The following is a 19,902-nucleotide window of genomic DNA, read 5'->3' on the forward strand; positions in this document are numbered from 1 at the left end:
ATGATACAAGAATTACAACTCCGCATCCTGCCGGAGGAGGCTGTGAATGAGCAATCATTGAAACAGGTGGTGGCGCATGAAACCGGTGCTCAGCCAAAAGATATTCAGGCCGTGCGTGTATTGAAACGTTCTATCGATGCCCGTCAGCGTACGATTTATGTGAATGTCAAGCTACGTGTATTTATTAATGAACAACCGGAAGAGCCGGAATATCAGTCGGTAGAATATAAAGATGTATCCGGAGGGAAACAGGTCGTTGTTGTCGGTGCCGGGCCGGGTGGTTTGTTTGCTGCCCTTCGCCTGATTGAATTGGGACTGCGTCCGGTGATTATCGAGCGGGGGAAAAACGTTCGTGAACGGAAGAAAGACATTGCCCTGATCAGTCGCGAACATACGGTTAACAGTGAATCGAATTACAGTTTCGGTGAAGGTGGTGCCGGAGCCTATTCCGATGGTAAATTATATACCCGCAGCAAGAAACGCGGTTCGGTAGATAAGATATTAAATGTTTTTTGCCAGCACGGAGCGAGTACCTCTATTCTGGCCGATGCCCATCCGCATATCGGTACGGACAAGCTCCCCCGGGTGATAGAAAATATCCGTGAGCAGATTATCCGTTGTGGCGGTGAAGTGCATTTTGAAACCCGTATGGATGCCTTGATCCTGAAAGAGGACGAAGTGATCGGTGTGGAGACGAATACCGGAAAGACTTTTTACGGTCCGGTAATCCTGGCAACCGGACATTCGGCACGTGACGTTTACAGATACCTTTATCAGCAGCAGATTCCGATAGAGGCGAAAGGTATTGCGGTAGGCGTCCGCCTGGAGCATCCGCAGGAACTGATCGACCAGATACAGTATCATCGCAGGGAGGGAAGGGGCAAGTATCTTCCGGCTGCCGAGTACAGTTTCGTTACCCAGTCGAACGGGAGGGGCGTTTATTCATTCTGTATGTGTCCCGGCGGGTTTGTCGTTCCGGCGGCGAGCGGTCCGAAGCAGGTCGTCGTGAATGGGATGTCTCCCTCTAATCGTGGTTCCCGTTGGTCTAACTCCGGAATGGTGGTCGAAATTCGTCCGGAAGATTATACCGAACTGATGAAACATGAAGAAGTGACGGTCCCGGCTGATTCGCCACTGGCTTTGATGGCCTTTCAGGAACGGCTGGAAGAAGTCTGCTGGTTGAACGGAGGCATGAAACAGACGGCACCGGCACAGCGTATGAACGATTTTGTAAACAAGAAAAACTCCTTCGATCTGCCTGTTTCCTCTTATACTCCCGGTTTGCTGGCTTCTCCGCTTCATTTCTGGATGCCGGAATTTGTAACCCGCCGTTTGCGTGAAGGTTTTCGTTATTTCGGAAAGGTATCGAAAGGCTTTCTTACCAATGAAGCACTGATGATCGGTGTCGAAACACGAACTTCTTCTCCCGTCCGTATTCTTCGGGACCGTGACACCTATCAGCATGTTACGATAAAAGGACTTTTCCCTTGCGGGGAAGGAGCCGGTTATGCAGGTGGTATTGTGTCGGCTGCGATCGATGGGGAACGTTGCGCGGAAGGAGTGGCGGCATTGGAAAAGTAACAGTTGCCAACTGAATAAAGAAATACTATTTGATAAATTTTAGAAAGAACAATTATGAGGTTTAGTAATGTAAGATTATTAGTCAAAGACTACAAAAAATGTTTTAATTTTTATGCCGGGCAGCTTGGTTTAGAGCCTGCTTGGGGAGATGAAAACAGTGGTTATGCAAGTTTTAAAGTAGCAGATGGAATAGAAGGATTTGCTCTTTTTGTATCCGACTGGATGGCTCCGTCAGTGGGCAATGCAGATAAAGAATTACCTGTGGGATTTCGAGAGAAATCACTTGTATCATTCAGTGTGGATAATGTCGATAACACTTATATGACTCTGAAAGATAAGGGTGTGATATTCGTTAATGAACCAACCGATATGGCTGATTGGGGAGCGCGCACAGTACATCTGCGTGATCCCGAAGATAATTTAATAGAACTTTTTTCACCCTTAGCTCCAGAACAATATAGCGAAGAATTAATAGAAGAAAATAAGAAATTCCAGTAAATAGAATTATTCTTTCAGCCGTTCCTCGATCTCGTTCAGCAAATTGACCCTTTCCAGCGAGAACGTACTGTCATGTGCTTGCAGGTATTCCAGCAATTCTTTAGCCCGCAGGAGTATTTGCGGTTGGTTTTCCGGTTGGAGGTAACTGTCCTCGATCAGGGTCTTGATTGCTATTTCAAGGCGTAACACACCGCCGTTATCTTCATTGTCCAGAGAACGGAGAATCTCTTCGGGAGATGTGGTCATCAGGAAATCCTGATCCAGTTTGAGTGAACTGTAGACCGTTTGTATTAACTCCGGATTTTTACGGGCAGCGTTAGCATTCCGGTTGAAGATGATCTGGGCGATCACTTTGCCCAGTTCTTCTATCTGGACCATGATAAAGTCTCTTTTTAACATATAAATGATGTTTTATTCAATAATAACACTAATGATTCTGATATCTTTTTTAGGACGGTCATATTGATCTTTCGGCTGATTGGCAATGATATCCAGCACATCGAAACCTTCGGTCAGTTCGCCGAAGATGGTATAAATACCATCCAGGTGGTGGCATCCGCCGTCTGTGGTGTATGCCTTCCGTTGCTCGTCTGTAAAGATCAGGTGTCCCGGCGTTGCCAGGATCATGGAATCTATCTGGGCGTTGACGGCTGTTACCCGTTTGTTGTATTCCCGCTTGTTGCTTTGTTTCAGCATTTTTAAGTCGACGGCAATAGGACGGTAGAACTTATCCAGCGCTTTTTTTCGTATGTCCTGGTTGGCAATCAATTCCAACGTATCCAGTTCCCCGTTGCGATAGACTTTCCCCTGTACGATAAAGAACTGCGACATATCCGATTTCTTTTCCGGATTGACATCATCGTTTTGACGCGGGGCGGCCAGCGCACCTCTCTTGTGGAAATATTTATCGTTCAACTCCGGCATGATCTCCGCCGACGAATCACCAAAACCGCAACGGGCTCCGGCCGGTGCATTCTTTGAGTCGGGCGCTCCTCCCTGGATCATAAACTCTTTGATCACACGGGTAAAAAGTGTCCCGTTGAACTCGCCTTGTCTGGCCCGGGCGATAAATGTACGGACATGATTCGGGACATCGTCATACAGCCGGGCTTTCATGGTCCCTACGTTCGTGTTGATAATTACTGTCTTTTCAGAGCTTTGAGCATTAAGCCCTGTCGCGGCAAAGAACAAAGCAAGTGCTATACGATATATTTTCTTCATGATCTTTTTATTTTTCCCGGGTAAAGATACTGTTTATGTTGTTAAACACAAACTAAATGTATACCTTTGCGAACTTTATTTAATGGCAAAAAGATTTTTTAATATAATAGTATGAATTGGATCAATGATTTATTATGGGGCGAAGGCATTGGCCACTCCATCCTGTTGCTCTCTTTCGTTATTGCGGCAGGTATTCAATTGGGAAAAATTAAAGTATTTGGTGTATCGTTAGGGATCACACTGGTACTGTTTGTGGGGATCATTTTAGGGCATTTCGGCTTTACGATCAATCACAATGTTATCCACTTTTTTAAAGAATTTGGTCTTATATTGTTCGTCTACTCGGTAGGTATGCAGGTGGGACCTGGATTTTTCTCCTCTTTTAAGAAAGGTGGTATTACGTTGAATATGCTGGCTTGCGGGATTGTATTCCTGGGGGTGGTAACAGCTATTATCCTGCATTATGCAACCGGCATTCCGATGCCGACGATGGTCGGTATCCTGTCAGGAGCTGTAACGAATACCCCGGGTCTGGGTGCAGCACAACAGGCATTCTCCGATATGTACGGATCAACGGACAATACGATAGCGTTAGGATATGCAGTTGCTTATCCGTTGGGTGTTATCGGTATTATCCTGTCGATTATATTTATCCGTTATGTGTTCCGGGTTAACTTTGACAAGGAAAACGAACAGTTGAACAATGAAGATGCTTCCCATACGAATGAGGCAAAACCTGTTTCATTAATCGTGAAGAACCCGGCTGTTTTCGGTAAGAGTGTCGGTGAGTTATCAAACCTTCTGGAACATCGTGATTTCGTTATTTCACGTATCTGGCACGATAGCGACAAGCAGATTGAAATCGTATCTGCCAATACCGTATTGATGGAGAATGACAAGGTTTTTGTCATTACTACGGAGCAGGATGCCCAAACGATTAAAACTTTCATTGGTGAAGAGATCGATATGGAGCGTAAACAATGGATTCGTATGGAAAGCCAGTTTATCAACCGCCGTATCCTGATTACAAAACCGGAACTGAACGGTAAGCGTCTGGGTCAGTTGAAACTGCGTAAACTGTATGGTATCAATATAACCCGTATCAACCGTGCCGGTGTCGACCTGGTTGCAACGCCGCATCTGACCCTTCAGGTGGGTGACCGTGTAAATGTAGTAGGTACTGAAACTGCCGTAACGAACGTAGAGAAGGTATTGGGTAACTCGATGAAACGTTTGAACGAGCCGAACCTTATCACTATCTTTATCGGTATTGCTTTAGGTATTGTATTGGGAAGTATTCCTATTACTTTCCCGGGTATTCCCCAGCCGGTAAAATTGGGATTGGCTGGTGGTCCGCTTATCGTGGCTATCCTGATCAGCCGTTTCGGTTATAAATATAAGTTGGTGACTTATACGACTCAGAGTGCCAACCTGATGTTGCGTGAGATCGGTATAACGTTGTTCCTGGCCTGTGTCGGTATCAGTGCGGGTGACGGTTTTGTCGACACGATCGTGAACAATGGAGGTTTTGCCTGGATCGGTTACGGCTTTATCATCACTACCGTACCTTTGCTGATTATCGGTTGTATCGGTCGCTATTTCTGCAAAGTGAATTATTTCACGCTGATGGGTCTGATTGCCGGTAGTACGACCGACCCGCCTGCACTGGCCTATTCAAACGCAACGGCAGGTAACGATGCACCGTCTGTGGGATACGCAACAGTTTATCCGTTGACGATGTTCCTGCGAGTGTTGACAGCACAATTGTTGATATTGTTCTTTGCGTAAACAAACAATTCATAGATAGGAAAGGTGTTTGAGTTTTTATCAGACACCTTTTTTATTGGGGCTAATAGATATTTGCCATACTAACCAGCGGCTCGTACAGCTTCTCGATGTCCTGGGCATCGATTTCAAGGGTAAGCTGGTCGCCGGGCAGGATCGTTTGTCCGGCAGAAGGGAAGTCTTTGCGGTCGCGGTGGATATTGATAATGATGCAGTTATTGGGCAGGTGAAGCGTATCGACCAGCTTCCCGTCGAAATAAGAACCTGCCATGACTTCGACATCTAGTATCAGCCGTTTTTCTTCCTGAAAGATCGGCTTCTTGATCATCTCTTCATAAAACATGACGTTGAAAGGCTTTATTTCCAGTAACTCGGTAAAATAATACGTCAGTCCTCCGACAACGATCGAAGGATAGAACACTTCGAAATGGCCGGTGATCTCTGTTATCAGGAGAATGGCGGTGATGGGAGTACGTACCACGGCAACCAGGAATGCAGCCATCCCGATCAACATGACGTAACTTATATTTTCCGGTGCGATGATGCCCTGCTGCACCAGCAATAAGGCACAGATCTTTCCTAATAATCCCCCTGTTACCAGTGTCGGAATAAAACTGCCACCCGGCAGTCCGGATGAAAAGGAATAGACGGTGAACACCATATGCAGCAACATCATCCCGGTTATCCACAGGATGCTCTCTTTTCCGCCTAAAGCCTGTTCCATCAGGAACTGTTCGCCGCCTCCGGTCAGGTCCGTTAACGTCAGTGAAATGGTATAGGCCATGATCAGTAATCCCAGCAACTTGATGTATTCCGGTTGTTTTATGGCCGGATATAACCTTTTCACGTAAAGCATCAACAGCGAATAGAACTTTCCGAAAACGGAGACGATGACGGCGAACAAGAGGAATAGTTTGATCTGTAACGAGAATGACAAATCCGGTGCCACGGCATTTATCTCATGATAGGGATTTATGGGAAAGATCATATTGGCAATGGTTCCGGCAACCACTCCGGCCAGTATGGTTGTGATAGCCGTTTTGGGCGCATCAAACCGTTCGATCGATTCGATAACCAGCGTAGCAGCTGCCAAAGGAGCAGCAAAGGCAGCCGCCAGTCCGGCTCCGGCACCGGCTGCCAGCAATTGTTTCCGTTCACCGCTCAGGATATGTCCCCATTTACCGACCAGGTCACCGATATACGATCCCATCTGGACGGACGGCCCTTCGCGCCCCATGGAAAGGCCGCTGCTTAATGTCAGTACTCCGCCGGCAAATTTAGCCAGCAGTTGCCGTAAGGAATGCTTATATACGATCCTTCCGTTGATCGCCCCGCGTGTTTGCGAAATACCACCGCCCGATATATAAGGCCAGCGTTTCACCATCCAGGATACAAACAGGAGGATTCCCCAGAAGGCCAGAAAAGCAATGATATGCAGGTACCAGGGTGGCGACGATTCAAAGAAATCCTTCCGGTAATTGTAGAATAACTGTAATAAATAGTGATAGGGAACTGCCACCAACCCGGTCAGCAACCCTACAATGAGGCTCACGAAATAGAGCCTGGCATCCACTAGTTTCAGTTTTAATATCCTCCAGTTTACCTTCATAAGCTCGATAAAAACAAGACTGAATCAGGTTTGGTTTTAGCAGAAGTTCATTATCAAATTATCTTTTACATTTGTTCTATATAATCTAATTAAAAAAACAACTTTATGGAAACATCGTATGTAAAAGAAGTAAAAAGAAATTTTCGGGGAAATTTATTGAATTATATCAGTTTTCTTGAAAAAGAGAAAAGTGGATCAGCCCAAAGTACAGCTTCCCTCTATAAGGTAACCCTGGGACATTTGGAGCGGTTCGTAGGTACGGATATTTTAAAAATGAAGCAAGTGACCCCCCTGTTGGTGAAAGATTTTGTATCTTATCTGCAATCCCTCAATTTGAGTCCTAATTCGGTAACCAACTACACCAGTATATTCCGTACCGTATTCAACAGTGCTGTATCTGAAAATCTGGTTACACCTGAAACAAATCCTTTTCAAAAAATACATCTTCGCCCCGTATCCACTTATAAACGTTCAGTGGGGATACAGGTCATTAAAGATATGACGGAATTGGATTTAAAAGGGAAGAAGCGTCTTGATTTTGCCCGCGATCTGTTCTTGTTCAGTTTTATGGCATGCGGAATGGCGTTTGTTGACTTGGCGCATCTGACACAAAATAATGTACGTGGCAATGTACTTGTCTATTACCGTGTGAAGACAAAAACAGAAATTCGCGTGACGATTACTTCGGGTATGCGTCGTTTATTGGAAAAATATGCCAGGGAGAATTCCAATCTGCTATTTCCTGTATTACAATCGGAAGAGGTTTCTTATGAGAGATATAAAGTCGCTTTAAGAACATACAACCGACGGTTGGCTACGATAGGGGATATGATAGATTGTCCGGTAAAACTGACCTCCTATGTGGCCCGTCATTCCTGGGCTATGCAGGCAAAAGAAAATTCTGTTTCGGTTGCAGTCATCAGTCAGGCCTTGGGGCATACTTCCGAAAAAACAACACTCTTTTATTTAAAAGAATTGGATCAAAATATCATTGACAGGGTTAATTTGAAAATCATTGACTTTGTGGAAAAATGGGTAAGCAAGAGTAATTGCAAGAATTGACGCTTATTTACGGAATAAGGGTCATTGTTTATAAACTGGTAGAATTATAATTACGAAATCTATACCCCATACTACCAGATTGCTTGAAAATCTTTGACAGTGCAAAAGTAAAAAATTACTATTGATAAAATTGTAGTAAGAAGAAAATTTGTGTCTTAAAAAAGATTAATATTAAGATAATCTCATTGAAATTCGTGAAAAAACGATGCGGAAAGACCTAAAAATGAAACCATTATGAAATTCAAGATTAACTGCGATAAAATCATTAACAGATCTTAGCAGGACACTCCAACTATCAGAAATAAATAGATTGACATTTATTTAAGGAATCCTGAGTTTAGTAATATTATTTTACTAAATAAACACTATCATTTTCCATTTCCAGTTTCTTGTCCTTTCCTTTTTCAGACAACTGATTATTTCCAGGTTATATATAGATTGTAAATAGACATCGTTATTGATTTTTTACTTACTCTATATATAAAACATGCTAGTATATAGTTGATATATAGTGGTTTAAACTCAATGACCCTTATTCCGTAAATAAGGGTCAAAATAAAAAGCACTAGTATGTCACCCTCAGAAATGGGACTGACGACCTTTGTTATATCAACCCTCAAATAATAAATGCATGTTAACTAATTCATTTTTAGTTGTTTTGGATGTTGTTGCCGGAGAGCCATTGAAAAGTAAGATATCTTTATTTCTTTGTTTGATTTTGTCATTTTTCTTTTCTCTAATGTTTCTTCCTCAAATTTTGAATATATCGCGACGTAAACAATTATATGATACGCCGAATAGGCGGAAGTGTCATCATGAAAGAATTCCCCGTTTAGGTGGCTTGGCATTTTTTCCTTCCATTGTTTTGTCTATGTCATTAGTAGTCGGTTATCGTTATTTGATTGGTTTCCCGATGAATCACCAATTAAATGGCAATATATTGTTGGAGTTTTTGTTTTTGTCGGCAGGATGTTTGTTCCTGTATATGACTGGAGTAGAGGATGATTTAATAGGGGTTCGTTATCGTAAGAAATTTTTTATACAATTTGCCGTGGCTTCTTTACTTCCGGTATCCGGTTTCTATCTGGATAATTTATACGGATTGTTTGGGGTGTACATATTGCCGGAATATATCGCGATTCCGTTTACAGTCTTGTTGATTGTTTTCATAACAAATGCTGTCAATCTGATCGATGGCATCGACGGATTGGCAGCGGGAGGGAGTGCTTTCTCTTTCCTGGTGATTGGGCTGATGTTTTCTCTCAAAGGGTTATGGCTATATTCGATGTTGGCTTTTTCGGCGTTGGGTTGCCTGATTCCCTTTCTATATTTTAATGTATGGGGCCGTACTGCCAAAGGAACCAAGATGTTTATGGGAGATGCCGGAGCGTTGTCGTTGGGATATCTGTTGTCTTTTCTGGTCATTAAATATGCTGTGTATGTATCGGAAACGGAACCGGATGTAAAGAATCTGGTAATTCCGTTTACCTTATTATTCATTCCGATGTTCGACGTCCTTCGTGTCATGCTGGTACGTGCTATGCACCACCGTCCCTTATTTATTGCCGATAAGAATCATTTGCATCATAAATGTTTGGCTGCGGGCATGACTCATTTACAGGCAACGGAACTTATTCTGGTATTTACAATCGTATTATTGGTCCTGAATAATTGGTTGACAGGCTTCTGTAATATAACTATTATATTGATAGTCGATTTGCTGCTCGGTATCTTGTTGAGTAAATCATTGAAAATATGGAAAAGAAAATGATTTCGGTCATTGTACCGGTTTATAATGTGGAGAAATATCTGCCGGCTTGCCTGGACAGTATTTGCCATCAAACATTGAAAGAACTGGAAATTATACTGGTAGATGACGGCTCGACCGATAACAGCGGGCGTATTGCAGAACAGTATGCCTTGCAGGACAAACGTATCAGGGTGGTACATCAAAGAAACGGAAATCCGGGAGCGACACGTAATGTCGGGTTAGAATTGGCGACAGGAGAATATATCGGATTTGTCGATTCGGATGATTGGATCGAACCGGAGATGTTTGCTTCTCTTTATGCGAAAGCGGAAACGGATAACCTGGATATTGTCGTTACAGGGGTAACAACAGAATGGCTGCGTGATAACCGGAAAAAGGAAAACCGATTTGTAGAATCGATTACAGAATGGCCGGCAGTAACATCACTGGATGCTTTTCTATTGTTGAAAGAGAAAAAAATGTTTGCGGTAGCCTATAATAAATTATACCGCTCCGAGTTACTGAAAAAACAAAAAGTCCGGTTTATGGAAATGTTACCCCATGAAGATTTGGTATTCAACCTGCGTGCATTTTCGTTTGCCGAAAGAATCGGTTTTATTCCGGATAGCAGTCCTTATCATTATTTATGCCGGGATGAGATGAGTGCTGCCGGTTCTTTTTCATCAGACCATTTGCAGGCCTGTCAACTGACGGAAGATGCGTTTCGTCACTTTTTCAGAATACATGACTGGAATAGCAATGATATGGAATCCTATCTGAGGTCTGGAAGAATTACCGATTATTCTGCGTATGCGGCAAGTTTTTATAAAAAGAATTGTCCTCTTACGCGCAGGGAACGTATCGAATGTCTGGAAAAGGAATTTAAGCAAAACGGCTTATTAAGACGGGATCTCATATTGTCACGTCCTGCCGGTTTCCAGCAAAGAATGTTTTATTTCTTTCTGTTTAAAACAACTTCCGGAATGACAGATAGTTATTATCGGATTTTATTCTATATGCGGTATCATTTTGATGGTGTTTACCGTATTTTCAGACGACTTATATCTAAATAACATATGATTACCATTGTAATTTTGTATACAGAGCTAATGCCTTATAATGTAATAGTTATAAAGGCGTTGGTCGATAGGGAATGCCATGTACATGTCGTATTGTCGGATTCAAACAAGAAGACACCTTATTTGCCTCCCCAGTTGGAAGGCGTCACGTATTACAACCGTTCTTCGTTTTGGGATCCCGACCATTTATTCCGCTTGGTAAAAAGGTTGGAACCTGATTTGATTTGGACTGCCGGTTGGATAGATCCCTTATATAACGAAGTGGCAGGCAAAGTTCGTAAGCAACTGCATATACCCGTAATAGCCAGCAGCGATACCCAATGGAGAGGGGGAATGCAATGGTTCAATGTCCTGGTATCCCGTTTTCGTCATCGCAGGTGGTTCAGCCATTTGTTTGTATCGGGCGAGCCGCAGGTTGCTTATGCACGTAAATTGGGATTTCGCCAGGAACAGATTCTGATGCATAATTTATCGGCCGATGTGGAGTTATTCCATAACGTCGATTTGAAAATGCGGGAAAAAGAATATCCGCGTCGTTTAGTATTTATAGGTAGATTTTCGAAAGAAAAAGGCTTGGCGTATCTTTTGGAGGCCTGGAATACGATACCGGATCGTAAAAACTGGAAATTGGTATTGATAGGGAACGGACCGGATTATCCTAAACTGAAAGGATATCCGGATGTCGAAATAAAAGATTTTATGCCGCAGGAAGAATTGGCGGAAGAGCTGGAAAAGGCGGGTGCATTTATTTTACCTTCTGTTACCGAACCCTGGGCACTGGTGATACATGAAGCCGCTTGTGCCGGTTTACCGATACTGGCATCCGCTTGTTGCGGTGCCGTGAGTTGTTTTGTGAAAGACGGGGAAAACGGATTTTTGTTTAAGCCGGCGAATAAACGTTCTATTCGTAAAGCTATCGAACGTTTTATCCGTTTGCCGGAGTGGCAGTGGGTACAAATGGGGCGGAGAAGCAGGAAACTGTCAGAGAGGATTACACCGTCGAAAGTTGCCGATTGTATTTTAGCCGTATTGAAATGATGGTTGCCACGACGGATATTCTTTCCCGCATTGCATTGCCGGGTGTCCTTTTGTTGACACTGACAAAGGTCATACCTTATTTTTATCCTATTCCGGATAATGTATACTATGCTGTATTTTTAGTCCTTTTTATCTGGTTTGTTTTACGGGGAGGTTTGAAAATATCATACACTTACATACCTTTTCTGGTTGCCTTGTTTATCTCTATCTGGGTGAATGAGATTCCTGCTTATTTTAAAGTATGGTTTCGGGTTCTGGCTTTTTTATCTGTAGTCTTTGCTGTCGGCCCTTTCTTTATAAATCCGTATATGGTTACGTGGAGGCGTTTGCTTTTTGTATATGTGTTAGCGGTTATCCGGTGGATTGTGATAATCTCATTCTTTGCATGGGCATTCAGGTTACCTTTTGTACATGGGTACAGTGGTTTCCGTGGATTGACAAATCAATCCATGCTGCTCGGTCCGTTAGCAGGTATTTCAATGGTATATAGTTTGTACCGTTTTTATTTGTCTTCCGGAATTTGTGAACGATATAAACAAATTGGAATTACGGTTATTTCATTCGCCGTACTATTACTGGCCGGTTCCCGTGCCGCATTGGCAAGTTCTGTTATGGCTGTTGCTTTTTTTTATAGCCGGATTTATCGTCATCGTGTGGAACGGTTGGCACGGCTCGTATTTATGCTGGCTATATTAGCTGTATTGACAGCCGGTATTTGGTGGCCTTATACGGAAAGAATACGTTCTAAAATGGAAGGTGGTAAAATAGCAGGTAGTTTGACCCGTTCACGAGATGATTTATGGGATGCCCGTATGACCGAATTTAAGGGATTTCCCATCTTTGGAGTCGGATTTGCTACCGTAAAGCCTGACTACGCAAAGACAAACAAAGTAAATCTGGAGACCGGGACTATTGAACCGGGGAGCAGTTGGTTATTTCTGCTGTCTTCAATGGGGATAACGGGTTTCCTGGCTTTTTTTATTCCGTATCTGTCTTTTATGTACCGGATGTTCCAAAGGGAATCGGTCGGTATAAATGGCTATTTTTTGGGTTCTCTGTTGTTTTTGTTCTTTTTTCACCTGTTTTTTGAAGGGTATGTAGTGTCTTCGGGGGCCTACTTATGTTTTTTTCTGTGGCTGTTGTTGTCGGAGTGTAATAAAGTAATTAATGTAAAATAATTGTTCGATATGATACAAATCATACCTTCGGAGTTGAAACGTTTGTATAAAGTATTGCCTCGTTTATACAGGTTACGGTTGTTGAAGGTCGGTATTTCTGTTTTTATTATGGCGGTTTTGGATTTGGTGGGGACCGGCGTTTTATTACCTGTTTTATTGCTGGTGCTTAATGAGAATATCATCCTGGAAAATCGCCATATGGCCTTATTTTACAGTTGGATGGGATTTGACAGTATCCGGTCGTTTGTATTTTTTATCTGTATAGTAGTATTGCTTTTTTCAATTATACGTGTTTGTCTGTCTGCCTGGTTGCAGTATAAACAGAACAAACGGTTATTTTATATATCCAGTTATTTGTCCCTTCAGCTTTATCAGAATTATTATTCACGGGGGTATTTATTCATCAAGCAAAACAACAGCCATAAGTTGATTAATCAGGTCAACAGTGTAGCCGGTAATTTAATACAAGGTTATTTTGTACCTTATGCCCAATTACTTTGTGAGTTTTTTGTTACAACCTCTATTCTGGTCGGATTGATTACATTCAATATCTATGTATTTTTACTGGTCGTTTTCACATTTGTCCCTATTACATGGACCTATTATCGTTTTTCCCGTTCCCGGATAAAAGAATACGGGAAACAGTTGAATCTGTTGAATCCCCAGAGGGGCAAATTATTACAACAGACATTTATCGGGTTTACGGATATGGAAATGAATAATACTTTTTCCAACAGCTTTTCGCGATTCACGGCCCTGTTGAAAAAACAAAACAGTTTGACTGTCCGTAATTTTATTTTGACTAATTCTTTACAAAAAGTATTGGAGGTGGCTATTGTGTCTTCGGTGGTGGTGTTGATTATTGCAACACAGTTATTTAAACTTCCATCCATAGGGCTGATAGTCGGTATATTTGCCATCGCCGTTTACCGGGTGTTACCGGGTATTATAAAAGGTACGGGATATATTTTTCAGATGCGGGGTAATTCGTTTGCGTTGAACCTGTTATCCGATCTTGAGTCCGGGCAGGTTACACAGGTCATAACGGAACAGGTTCCGATCGAGTTCGGGCATTCGATAACAATCCGGGATATTTGTTTTTCTTATGATGGAAAAGCTCCCATATTCGATCATTATAATCTGGAGATACATAAAGGCGATTTTATTGGTTTCCGGGGAGAGTCCGGTTCGGGTAAATCGACTTTGTTTCATTTGATACTGGGGTTTTTGCAACCGGATTCGGGAGGAGTTTATGTGGATGATGCTCTTTTGTCTGCCGATAAACTGACCTCCTGGCGGAGCCGCATCGGCTATGTGTCGCAACAATTGTTTATGGTGGAAGGTACGTTACTCGATAATATCGTAATGGGGTATAATAGTGAACATCCGGATATGGACCGGATCGACCGGGTTCTCCGTCTGGCTTCGCTGAATCATTTTGTCGGTTCTCTGCCCAAAGGTGTTTATACACCGGTGGGGGAAGGCGGAAGCCTGTTGTCGGGAGGTCAGCGCCAACGGTTGGGGATTGCCCGGGCTTTATACAAGGAAGCAGAGATTCTGATGTTCGACGAAGCGACTTCTTCTCTGGACGAGACAACGGAGCATGCGATCAACGACTCTATTATCCGGCTTTCTGAGGAATGTCCGGGATTGACGTTACTGGTTATTTCCCATCGTCCGGAATCGTTATCTGTTTGTCGCCGGATCGTGGATATATGTAATATACAATAACAATGTATATTAACTTGGTATGTGATCCCGGGACAAGCCCGGGATGACAGGATAGTGACTTCTGACACCTTCCCGCTAAAGGAAAAGGATTATGCCAGCAATTTCAGCAAATACCCTCCCGTTGCACAGAGAATTAGTGCCGTACCCATTATTTTTTCGGGTGCAGGGAAGGTTTCCCTGATATTGAGAGTATCGCCCCGACCGCTGCCAGCGCCACTTCCGTATTCTGATGGCGGACAGCCAGGATGGCCAGTATCGTCAACCACAGGTTGACCGGGTTTGTGTTTCCCTTTGGCCCGAAAAATCAAACGGGCGATCGTAGTCAGGAAACCGAGGATAGCTTCAAGATATTTCATAGGAATAATTTTAATGTGTCAATATGCCAATATGCAAATGTGCCAATTGAGCGGTTATTTATTTCATATAGTTGCAAATCGTAATCAGCAGTTTTCGGTAGGCTTCGCGGTTGTCGCCGTTTTGTTCGCTGATGTAGCGGCTGTAGGCGATTTCCTTGGCATAAGCCTCGGGATAAATGCTGATGGCAGCAGCCGTCGGATAGACTGTACGGATCAACCGGGCAAAATCAAAGAAACTTTGTTGATCCGATTCGTATATACGAAATTGCAGATGAGAGATTCCTCCGTCCTCTATTTTGAGCGTTTTCGCTCCTTTCCAGTAGAGGGTAGATTGTCCGTATCCGGTAAGTCCGAAATAGTTGTGGTATGTCCGGCAAAGAACACTTTCACCCCAACCGCTTTCGATGGCCGCTTGTGCCAGTATGATATCCGGATTCAGCTTGAAATGTTCCCCGGCCGCCTGTGCAGCCGGAAGGAACTGTTTGAAGAATGCTTGCTTATCCATGCCTATTCGATTTCAGGACGATCTTCGGAACCGCTGCCGCCATTGTTGTTGGCATCGGGATCGATGATCGGTTTCAGCTCTTCAAATTTGGCATTTTTCTTGATATCGGCAAGCATAGTGCCCGATACGTATACGATGCGTGCATCGTTAAAGAGAGAGGTATTGAAATCATCTTTTGTGGCAGCCCCTTTGCTTCCTGCAACCATGCGGAAGTTTCCGAGGCGGCCCATACTGATGATATCGCCTTCTTCGAGGCGTTCCTGCATGACCGAAAGCAAGCCTTCGATCACCAGCATGACATCACCGATAAATGCGGTGCTTCGCATGGCGATCATGCTGCATAACTTTTCGAAACTGACTTTCTTCAATGCCCGGACCTGTGCATAATACAGTTCGGAACCTGCGGCAGCGTCTTTACGCATGTCGGGACGTTTTACGAGGTGATAATTTAAAGCCATGGGAAATAATTTTTTAATTTGACAATGTGCCAATATGCCAATGGAAATGCTCCGAAAGCTATTGACGGTTAACTGGTTGGTTATCGATAACAGTTCAAAGGTACGACGGTGGGAGAGTGTCGTTTCCGGTTAACTCCGGTTGTGTACGGTTATGTATGGATAAAGGCTGATATGTCTGGCTATAAAATGATTTTAGTTGGAATATATAGAGGTAAATGCTTGTTTTTCTGTTGTTTATTTTGTAAATTTAAAGCATAAACCAATTAGAAACAGCAGGATATGAATAAGGAAACGGAACAACCGGAAGCACATGTAAAAGTACGTAGTTACGGACTAACAGAGTTGGGTTTGTTATATAACCCGTCCTTGCAGCCCGATTCGGCAGCGAAAGCTATCAAGCGTTGGATTGCCTTCAACAAGGACCTGACAACCGCCTTGCAGCAATCCGGCTGGCGCAAAGGCCAGCGCAAGTTTACACCTTTGCAGACGCAACAGATATTCAGGTTTCTGGGAGAGCCTTGAGAATTGAAAATTAGGAATTGAAAATTGAAAATTAGACAGTACGTACGGTATAATTATTTATCTTTGTGTGATAGTTGCCGATAATGACAAGTAATAATTAGGAAATAGTTTCGATATGAATACGAAAACCAGAAAACTTCCGGTCGGGATACAGAGCTTCGAAAAGGTTCGTGAAGGAGATTTTGTATATGTAGACAAAACCGATTTGTTATATCGATTGGTTCAGTCCGGTAATCCCTATTTTTTAAGCCGTCCGCGGCGTTTTGGTAAAAGTTTGTTTCTTTCGACATTAGAAGCCTATTTTCAAGGTAAAAAGCATCTGTTTAAAGGTTTAGCGGTTGAAAAACTGGAACAGGACTGGAAAATATATCCGGTATTGCATCTGGATCTGAATGCTGAAAAATATGATTCTCCTAAAGCTCTTGAAGCTATTCTGAGTTCTCATCTTACACGGTGGGAAGATTTATACGGGAAAGGAAAAGATGAACAAACCCTTTCCACCCGCTTTGCCGGTATTATTCGCCGTGCAGAAGAAAAAACAGGTATGCAGGTTGTCATATTGGTAGATGAATACGATAAACCATTATTACAAGCATTAGGTAATGAGACTTTGACGATAGAATATCGTAATACATTGAAAGCTTTTTATGGCGTTCTTAAAAGTCTGGATGGCCACCTGAAATTTGTCTTTCTTACAGGAGTAACCAAGTTTGCGCATGTAAGCGTATTCAGTGATTTGAATCAATTGGTAGATATCAGTATGAATTCGGATTATGCGGCTATCTGCGGAATAACATCCGAGGAATTGCGTTCGAATTTTATACCGGAACTAGAGGTCCTTAGTCTTGAAATGAATTTTGCATTGGATGAGACTATCCATCAGATGAAGCTTAAATATGACGGTTATCATTTCCGGGAAGAAACTCCAGGCATATTTAATCCGTTCAGTGTCTTAAATTGTTTACATACGCGTCGTTTTGATAATTACTGGTTTCAAACAGGAACTCCTACTTTTCTGGTTGAATTATTGAAAAAGAGTGATTATGATTTGCGGTTGCTTTTGGAAGGTGTGGAAATGCGTGCTTCTGCTTTTTCGGAATATCGTATGGAGGCGAATAATCCAATACCGCTACTCTATCAAAGCGGTTATCTGACAATCAAAGGATATGATAAAGAGTTTGCTTTATATACATTGGCTTTCCCGAACGAAGAAGTAAAATATGGCTTCGTCGATTTTATTACCCCTTTTTATACTGCAGTCACTGAAGATGAAAACGGTTTTTACATCGGTAAGTTCGTTCGCGAACTGCGTGCAGGAAATGTAGATGCGTTTATGAACAGGTTGAAAGCCTTTTTTGCAGATTTTCCTTATGAGTTGAATGAAAAAACAGAACGTCATTACCAAGTTGTTTTTTATCTTGTATTCAAACTGATGGGGCAGTTTTGCGATGCTGAAGTTCATAGTGCCCGTGGCCGTGCCGATGCTGTTGTAAAAACCAGTGATTACATCTATGTATTTGAGTTTAAACTGAACGGGACTACAGAAGAAGCTCTGCAGCAGATTGATGATAAAGGTTACCTGATTCCTTATCAGGCAGATGGGCGCCGGTTAGTAAAAGTCGGTGCTTCTTTTAGTGCGGATGAACGGAATATTGCAGGCTGGGAAGTGATTTTTAATTAACGATGAATTTTTTAAACAGAAGAAAGATATGGCAAAGAAAATACCTTACGGATTGACAGAGTATGTGTTACTCATGACAGACATAAATATGCATCCGATGAAAAGGTAAAGAGCAGTACAGGTAACACCCGTCTGCGTCTCCTTGCCGCAGTTTACAGAGGCTGGCAACCGGTAGCAATGCAGGATTTGAGTGATGTTGATACATTCCTTATTCTAGTCCAAAGGTCAGAGAATTACAATCGTATTTAGAATGCATGATGTTTTTGTCGAAAATTACAACCAGTTGCTATAAACAAACACTCATATCTGATAAATCTTGAACCAAACCTTACCTCTGATTATATCAACGGAACAATCAATATGAAATCGTTCAAAAAACCGTATAAGGACTACCGCTGTTTTATGGCTGGTATTCTATCGGCTTTTAGTGCCTGGATGTAATCTTTGAATCTAATAATAGAATTAATAATCAATGGAAGAAATATTTAAATGTACCTATTCTCTTTGCCCTCCCGGCAAAGAGAATAGGTTAACGTATCCGGCTTGTTGCGTGTAAAAAATGATGCCGGGTTCTTGTCGGATTGTATTGAATCCTGTATCGAGCTGTTGAAAGAAACGGTTCGTAATATATCGAAAAGAGATAATTAGTATTAAAATTTTACATAAATCATGCGAAAAAGAATTTTAGAAGGGATTGCCGGTATTGGTTTACTGGCTGTTCTTCCGGCTTGTAGTACTCAAAAACAAGCAATAATGCCGGAAGATGTGTATGCTGTGGCACGTACCGTACAAACCGGAACGGAGCAGGAAGCAGGGAGCGATAAACAACAGGGGCAAATATCCCGGAATGTGGAAATCCCCCAGTTGCAGGTCGATGCCCAGTCTGTTTATAACCGGATGATTAATTATATCGTTCCGGAAGAAGAGTTGGCTCCGGTGTTATTGAAGGAGCAATTGGCTGTTTACATTGATTTTCCGGCCGGTGGTGTTCAGGTGAACCCTAAATACGGAAATAATTCTGCCGAACTGGCAAAGCTGGAAGGACATTTGAAAACCTTGCTACAATCTGCTGACGGCTTTGTAAAAAACATCCGTATCATCGGTTACGCCTCTCCCGATGGGAACACGAAGGATAATGAACGCCTGGCAGGCAACCGTGCCGTCCAGTTTAAAAACTATCTGCAGAAACAATTCAAACTGCCTGTAACCTGTCAGGTCTCTGTCGATTGGGTAGGAGAAGACTGGGACGGTTTGCAAGGTTTGATCTCCGCGTCGGATAAAAAATACGGCAGCCGTGTACAGACTATCTTCCAACTGACCGACGATCCGGATAGCCGTCGTAAACAGATAAAAGCCATAGATAACGGTGCCGTTTATAAAGATATCGAAAAGAGTTTTTTCAGCCGTTTACGCCGGATGGAACTGACTGTCGAGACAGAAGCGCAACAACCCACCCTGACTGATCCTCAATTGATCGAAACGATATATACCCACCCGGAAAAAATCTCATTACCTGATTTTATCCGTTTGGCCTCTTTCTATCGTCCGGGCACCGAACAATACCGTGAAGTATATGAGGTAGCCGCCTATACCTATCCCTCCTGTGCTGTCGCCCTGCTGAATGCCGCTGCCGCATCGTTGGCATTAGGTGATAAAGAAGCGGCCCGCCACTTTTTCCAACAGGTAGGCGATGATCCGCGCGCTTACAATAACCAGGGAGTTTTATTGCTGATGGAAGGAGATAAAGAAGGAGCTGCCTCTTATTTTCATAAGTATCTTCCCCTGAATCCGAGAGTAGCCCGTGAGAATCTGAGAATGATAAGTGAATAGCCTCCGGACATACTAAAT

General features: G+C 42.8%; 18 protein-coding genes. 12 read left to right on the plus strand and 6 right to left on the minus strand.

Translation table 11 applies throughout. From position 1 onward, the window contains the following. Both HMPREF1535_RS16535 and HMPREF1535_RS16540 read left to right on the plus strand, forming a co-directional pair. Positions 1-1,581 carry an NAD(P)/FAD-dependent oxidoreductase gene (locus HMPREF1535_RS16535; RefSeq protein ID WP_007659155.1) on the plus strand — a complete coding sequence of 527 codons (1,581 nt, stop codon included), beginning with the start codon at positions 1-3 and terminating at the stop codon, positions 1,579-1,581. 54 nt (positions 1,582-1,635) lie between these two features. After that, positions 1,636-2,079: a VOC family protein gene (locus HMPREF1535_RS16540; protein ID WP_007659162.1), complete on the plus strand. Its 444-nt coding sequence runs from the start codon at positions 1,636-1,638 to the stop codon at positions 2,077-2,079. Positions 2,080-2,085: 6 nt separating this feature from the next. Here HMPREF1535_RS16540 and HMPREF1535_RS16545 read toward each other — a convergent pair whose 3' ends face one another. Beyond that, positions 2,086-2,478, minus strand: coding sequence for a hypothetical protein (locus tag HMPREF1535_RS16545; protein ID WP_007659163.1), 393 nt, complete (start codon positions 2,476-2,478; stop codon positions 2,086-2,088). 12 nt (positions 2,479-2,490) lie between these two features. Continuing rightward, positions 2,491-3,300 carry a peptidylprolyl isomerase gene (locus tag HMPREF1535_RS16550; RefSeq protein WP_007659164.1) on the minus strand — a complete coding sequence of 270 codons (810 nt, stop codon included), beginning with the start codon at positions 3,298-3,300 and terminating at the stop codon, positions 2,491-2,493. Between the two features lie 111 nt (positions 3,301-3,411). On the opposite strand from HMPREF1535_RS16550, the gene HMPREF1535_RS16555 reads away from it, so the two are divergent. Then, entirely contained in the window at positions 3,412-5,088 is a 1,677-nt protein-coding gene (locus HMPREF1535_RS16555) for a putative transporter (RefSeq protein WP_007659165.1), read from the plus strand. A gap of 61 nt (positions 5,089-5,149) precedes the next feature. On the opposite strand, the gene HMPREF1535_RS16560 is transcribed toward HMPREF1535_RS16555, so the two are convergent. Next, positions 5,150-6,694, minus strand: coding sequence for a ClC family H(+)/Cl(-) exchange transporter (locus HMPREF1535_RS16560; protein ID WP_007659166.1), 1,545 nt, complete (start codon positions 6,692-6,694; stop codon positions 5,150-5,152). Between the two features lie 105 nt (positions 6,695-6,799). Between HMPREF1535_RS16560 and HMPREF1535_RS16565 the strand changes: the two genes are divergently transcribed. The 6 genes from HMPREF1535_RS16565 to HMPREF1535_RS16590 all read left to right on the plus strand — a co-directional run bounded on the left by HMPREF1535_RS16565 (position 6,800) and on the right by HMPREF1535_RS16590 (position 14,532). Beyond that, positions 6,800-7,756, plus strand: coding sequence for a tyrosine-type recombinase/integrase (locus HMPREF1535_RS16565; protein WP_007659167.1), 957 nt, complete (start codon positions 6,800-6,802; stop codon positions 7,754-7,756). 871 nt (positions 7,757-8,627) lie between these two features. Continuing rightward, the gene (locus tag HMPREF1535_RS16570) at positions 8,628-9,527 is read left to right on the plus strand and encodes an MraY family glycosyltransferase (protein ID WP_228100145.1); all 900 of its coding nucleotides are present in this window, start codon (positions 8,628-8,630) and stop codon (positions 9,525-9,527) included. Then, complete coding sequence (locus HMPREF1535_RS16575) at positions 9,512-10,579, plus strand: glycosyltransferase (protein ID WP_007659169.1); 1,068 nt, start codon at positions 9,512-9,514, stop codon at positions 10,577-10,579. The genes HMPREF1535_RS16570 and HMPREF1535_RS16575 overlap by 16 nt, the downstream gene beginning before the upstream one ends. 3 nt (positions 10,580-10,582) lie before the next feature. After that, entirely contained in the window at positions 10,583-11,623 is a 1,041-nt protein-coding gene (locus HMPREF1535_RS16580; protein ID WP_007659170.1) for a glycosyltransferase family 4 protein, read from the plus strand. Continuing rightward, positions 11,527-12,801, plus strand: a complete 1,275-nt coding sequence (locus tag HMPREF1535_RS16585) for an O-antigen ligase family protein (RefSeq protein WP_232312623.1) — start codon at positions 11,527-11,529, stop codon at positions 12,799-12,801. The genes HMPREF1535_RS16580 and HMPREF1535_RS16585 overlap by 97 nt, the downstream gene beginning before the upstream one ends. 9 nt (positions 12,802-12,810) lie before the next feature. Next, the gene (locus HMPREF1535_RS16590; RefSeq protein ID WP_046146877.1) at positions 12,811-14,532 is read left to right on the plus strand and encodes an ATP-binding cassette domain-containing protein; all 1,722 of its coding nucleotides are present in this window, start codon (positions 12,811-12,813) and stop codon (positions 14,530-14,532) included. An 89-nt stretch (positions 14,533-14,621) separates the two neighbouring features. On the opposite strand, the gene HMPREF1535_RS16595 is transcribed toward HMPREF1535_RS16590, so the two are convergent. From HMPREF1535_RS16595 to HMPREF1535_RS16605, 3 genes are read right to left on the minus strand one after another with little or no spacing between them, the layout of a single operon-like run. Next, positions 14,622-14,888, minus strand: a complete 267-nt coding sequence (locus tag HMPREF1535_RS16595; RefSeq protein ID WP_010803441.1) for a hypothetical protein — start codon at positions 14,886-14,888, stop codon at positions 14,622-14,624. A 58-nt stretch (positions 14,889-14,946) separates the two neighbouring features. Further along, entirely contained in the window at positions 14,947-15,393 is a 447-nt protein-coding gene (locus tag HMPREF1535_RS16600) for a glucosaminidase domain-containing protein (RefSeq protein WP_046146878.1), read from the minus strand. Positions 15,394-15,395: 2 nt separating this feature from the next. After that, positions 15,396-15,851 carry an HU family DNA-binding protein gene (locus HMPREF1535_RS16605; protein ID WP_010803439.1) on the minus strand — a complete coding sequence of 152 codons (456 nt, stop codon included), beginning with the start codon at positions 15,849-15,851 and terminating at the stop codon, positions 15,396-15,398. 279 nt (positions 15,852-16,130) lie between these two features. On the opposite strand from HMPREF1535_RS16605, the gene HMPREF1535_RS16610 reads away from it, so the two are divergent. From HMPREF1535_RS16610 to HMPREF1535_RS16620, 3 genes are all read left to right on the plus strand, one after another. Then, a complete protein-coding gene (locus HMPREF1535_RS16610) occupies positions 16,131-16,373 on the plus strand; it encodes a DUF4248 domain-containing protein (protein ID WP_007659180.1) in 243 nt (80 codons plus the stop codon). Positions 16,374-16,488: 115 nt separating this feature from the next. Beyond that, positions 16,489-18,054, plus strand: coding sequence for an ATP-binding protein (locus HMPREF1535_RS16615; protein WP_046146879.1), 1,566 nt, complete (start codon positions 16,489-16,491; stop codon positions 18,052-18,054). A gap of 669 nt (positions 18,055-18,723) precedes the next feature. Further along, complete coding sequence (locus HMPREF1535_RS16620; protein WP_007659192.1) at positions 18,724-19,884, plus strand: OmpA family protein; 1,161 nt, start codon at positions 18,724-18,726, stop codon at positions 19,882-19,884. The last annotated feature ends 18 nt before the right edge of the window (positions 19,885-19,902 follow it).

The sequence above is a fragment of the Parabacteroides goldsteinii DSM 19448 = WAL 12034 genome (assembly GCF_000969835.1).
GTDB classification, from domain to species: domain Bacteria; phylum Bacteroidota; class Bacteroidia; order Bacteroidales; family Tannerellaceae; genus Parabacteroides; species Parabacteroides goldsteinii.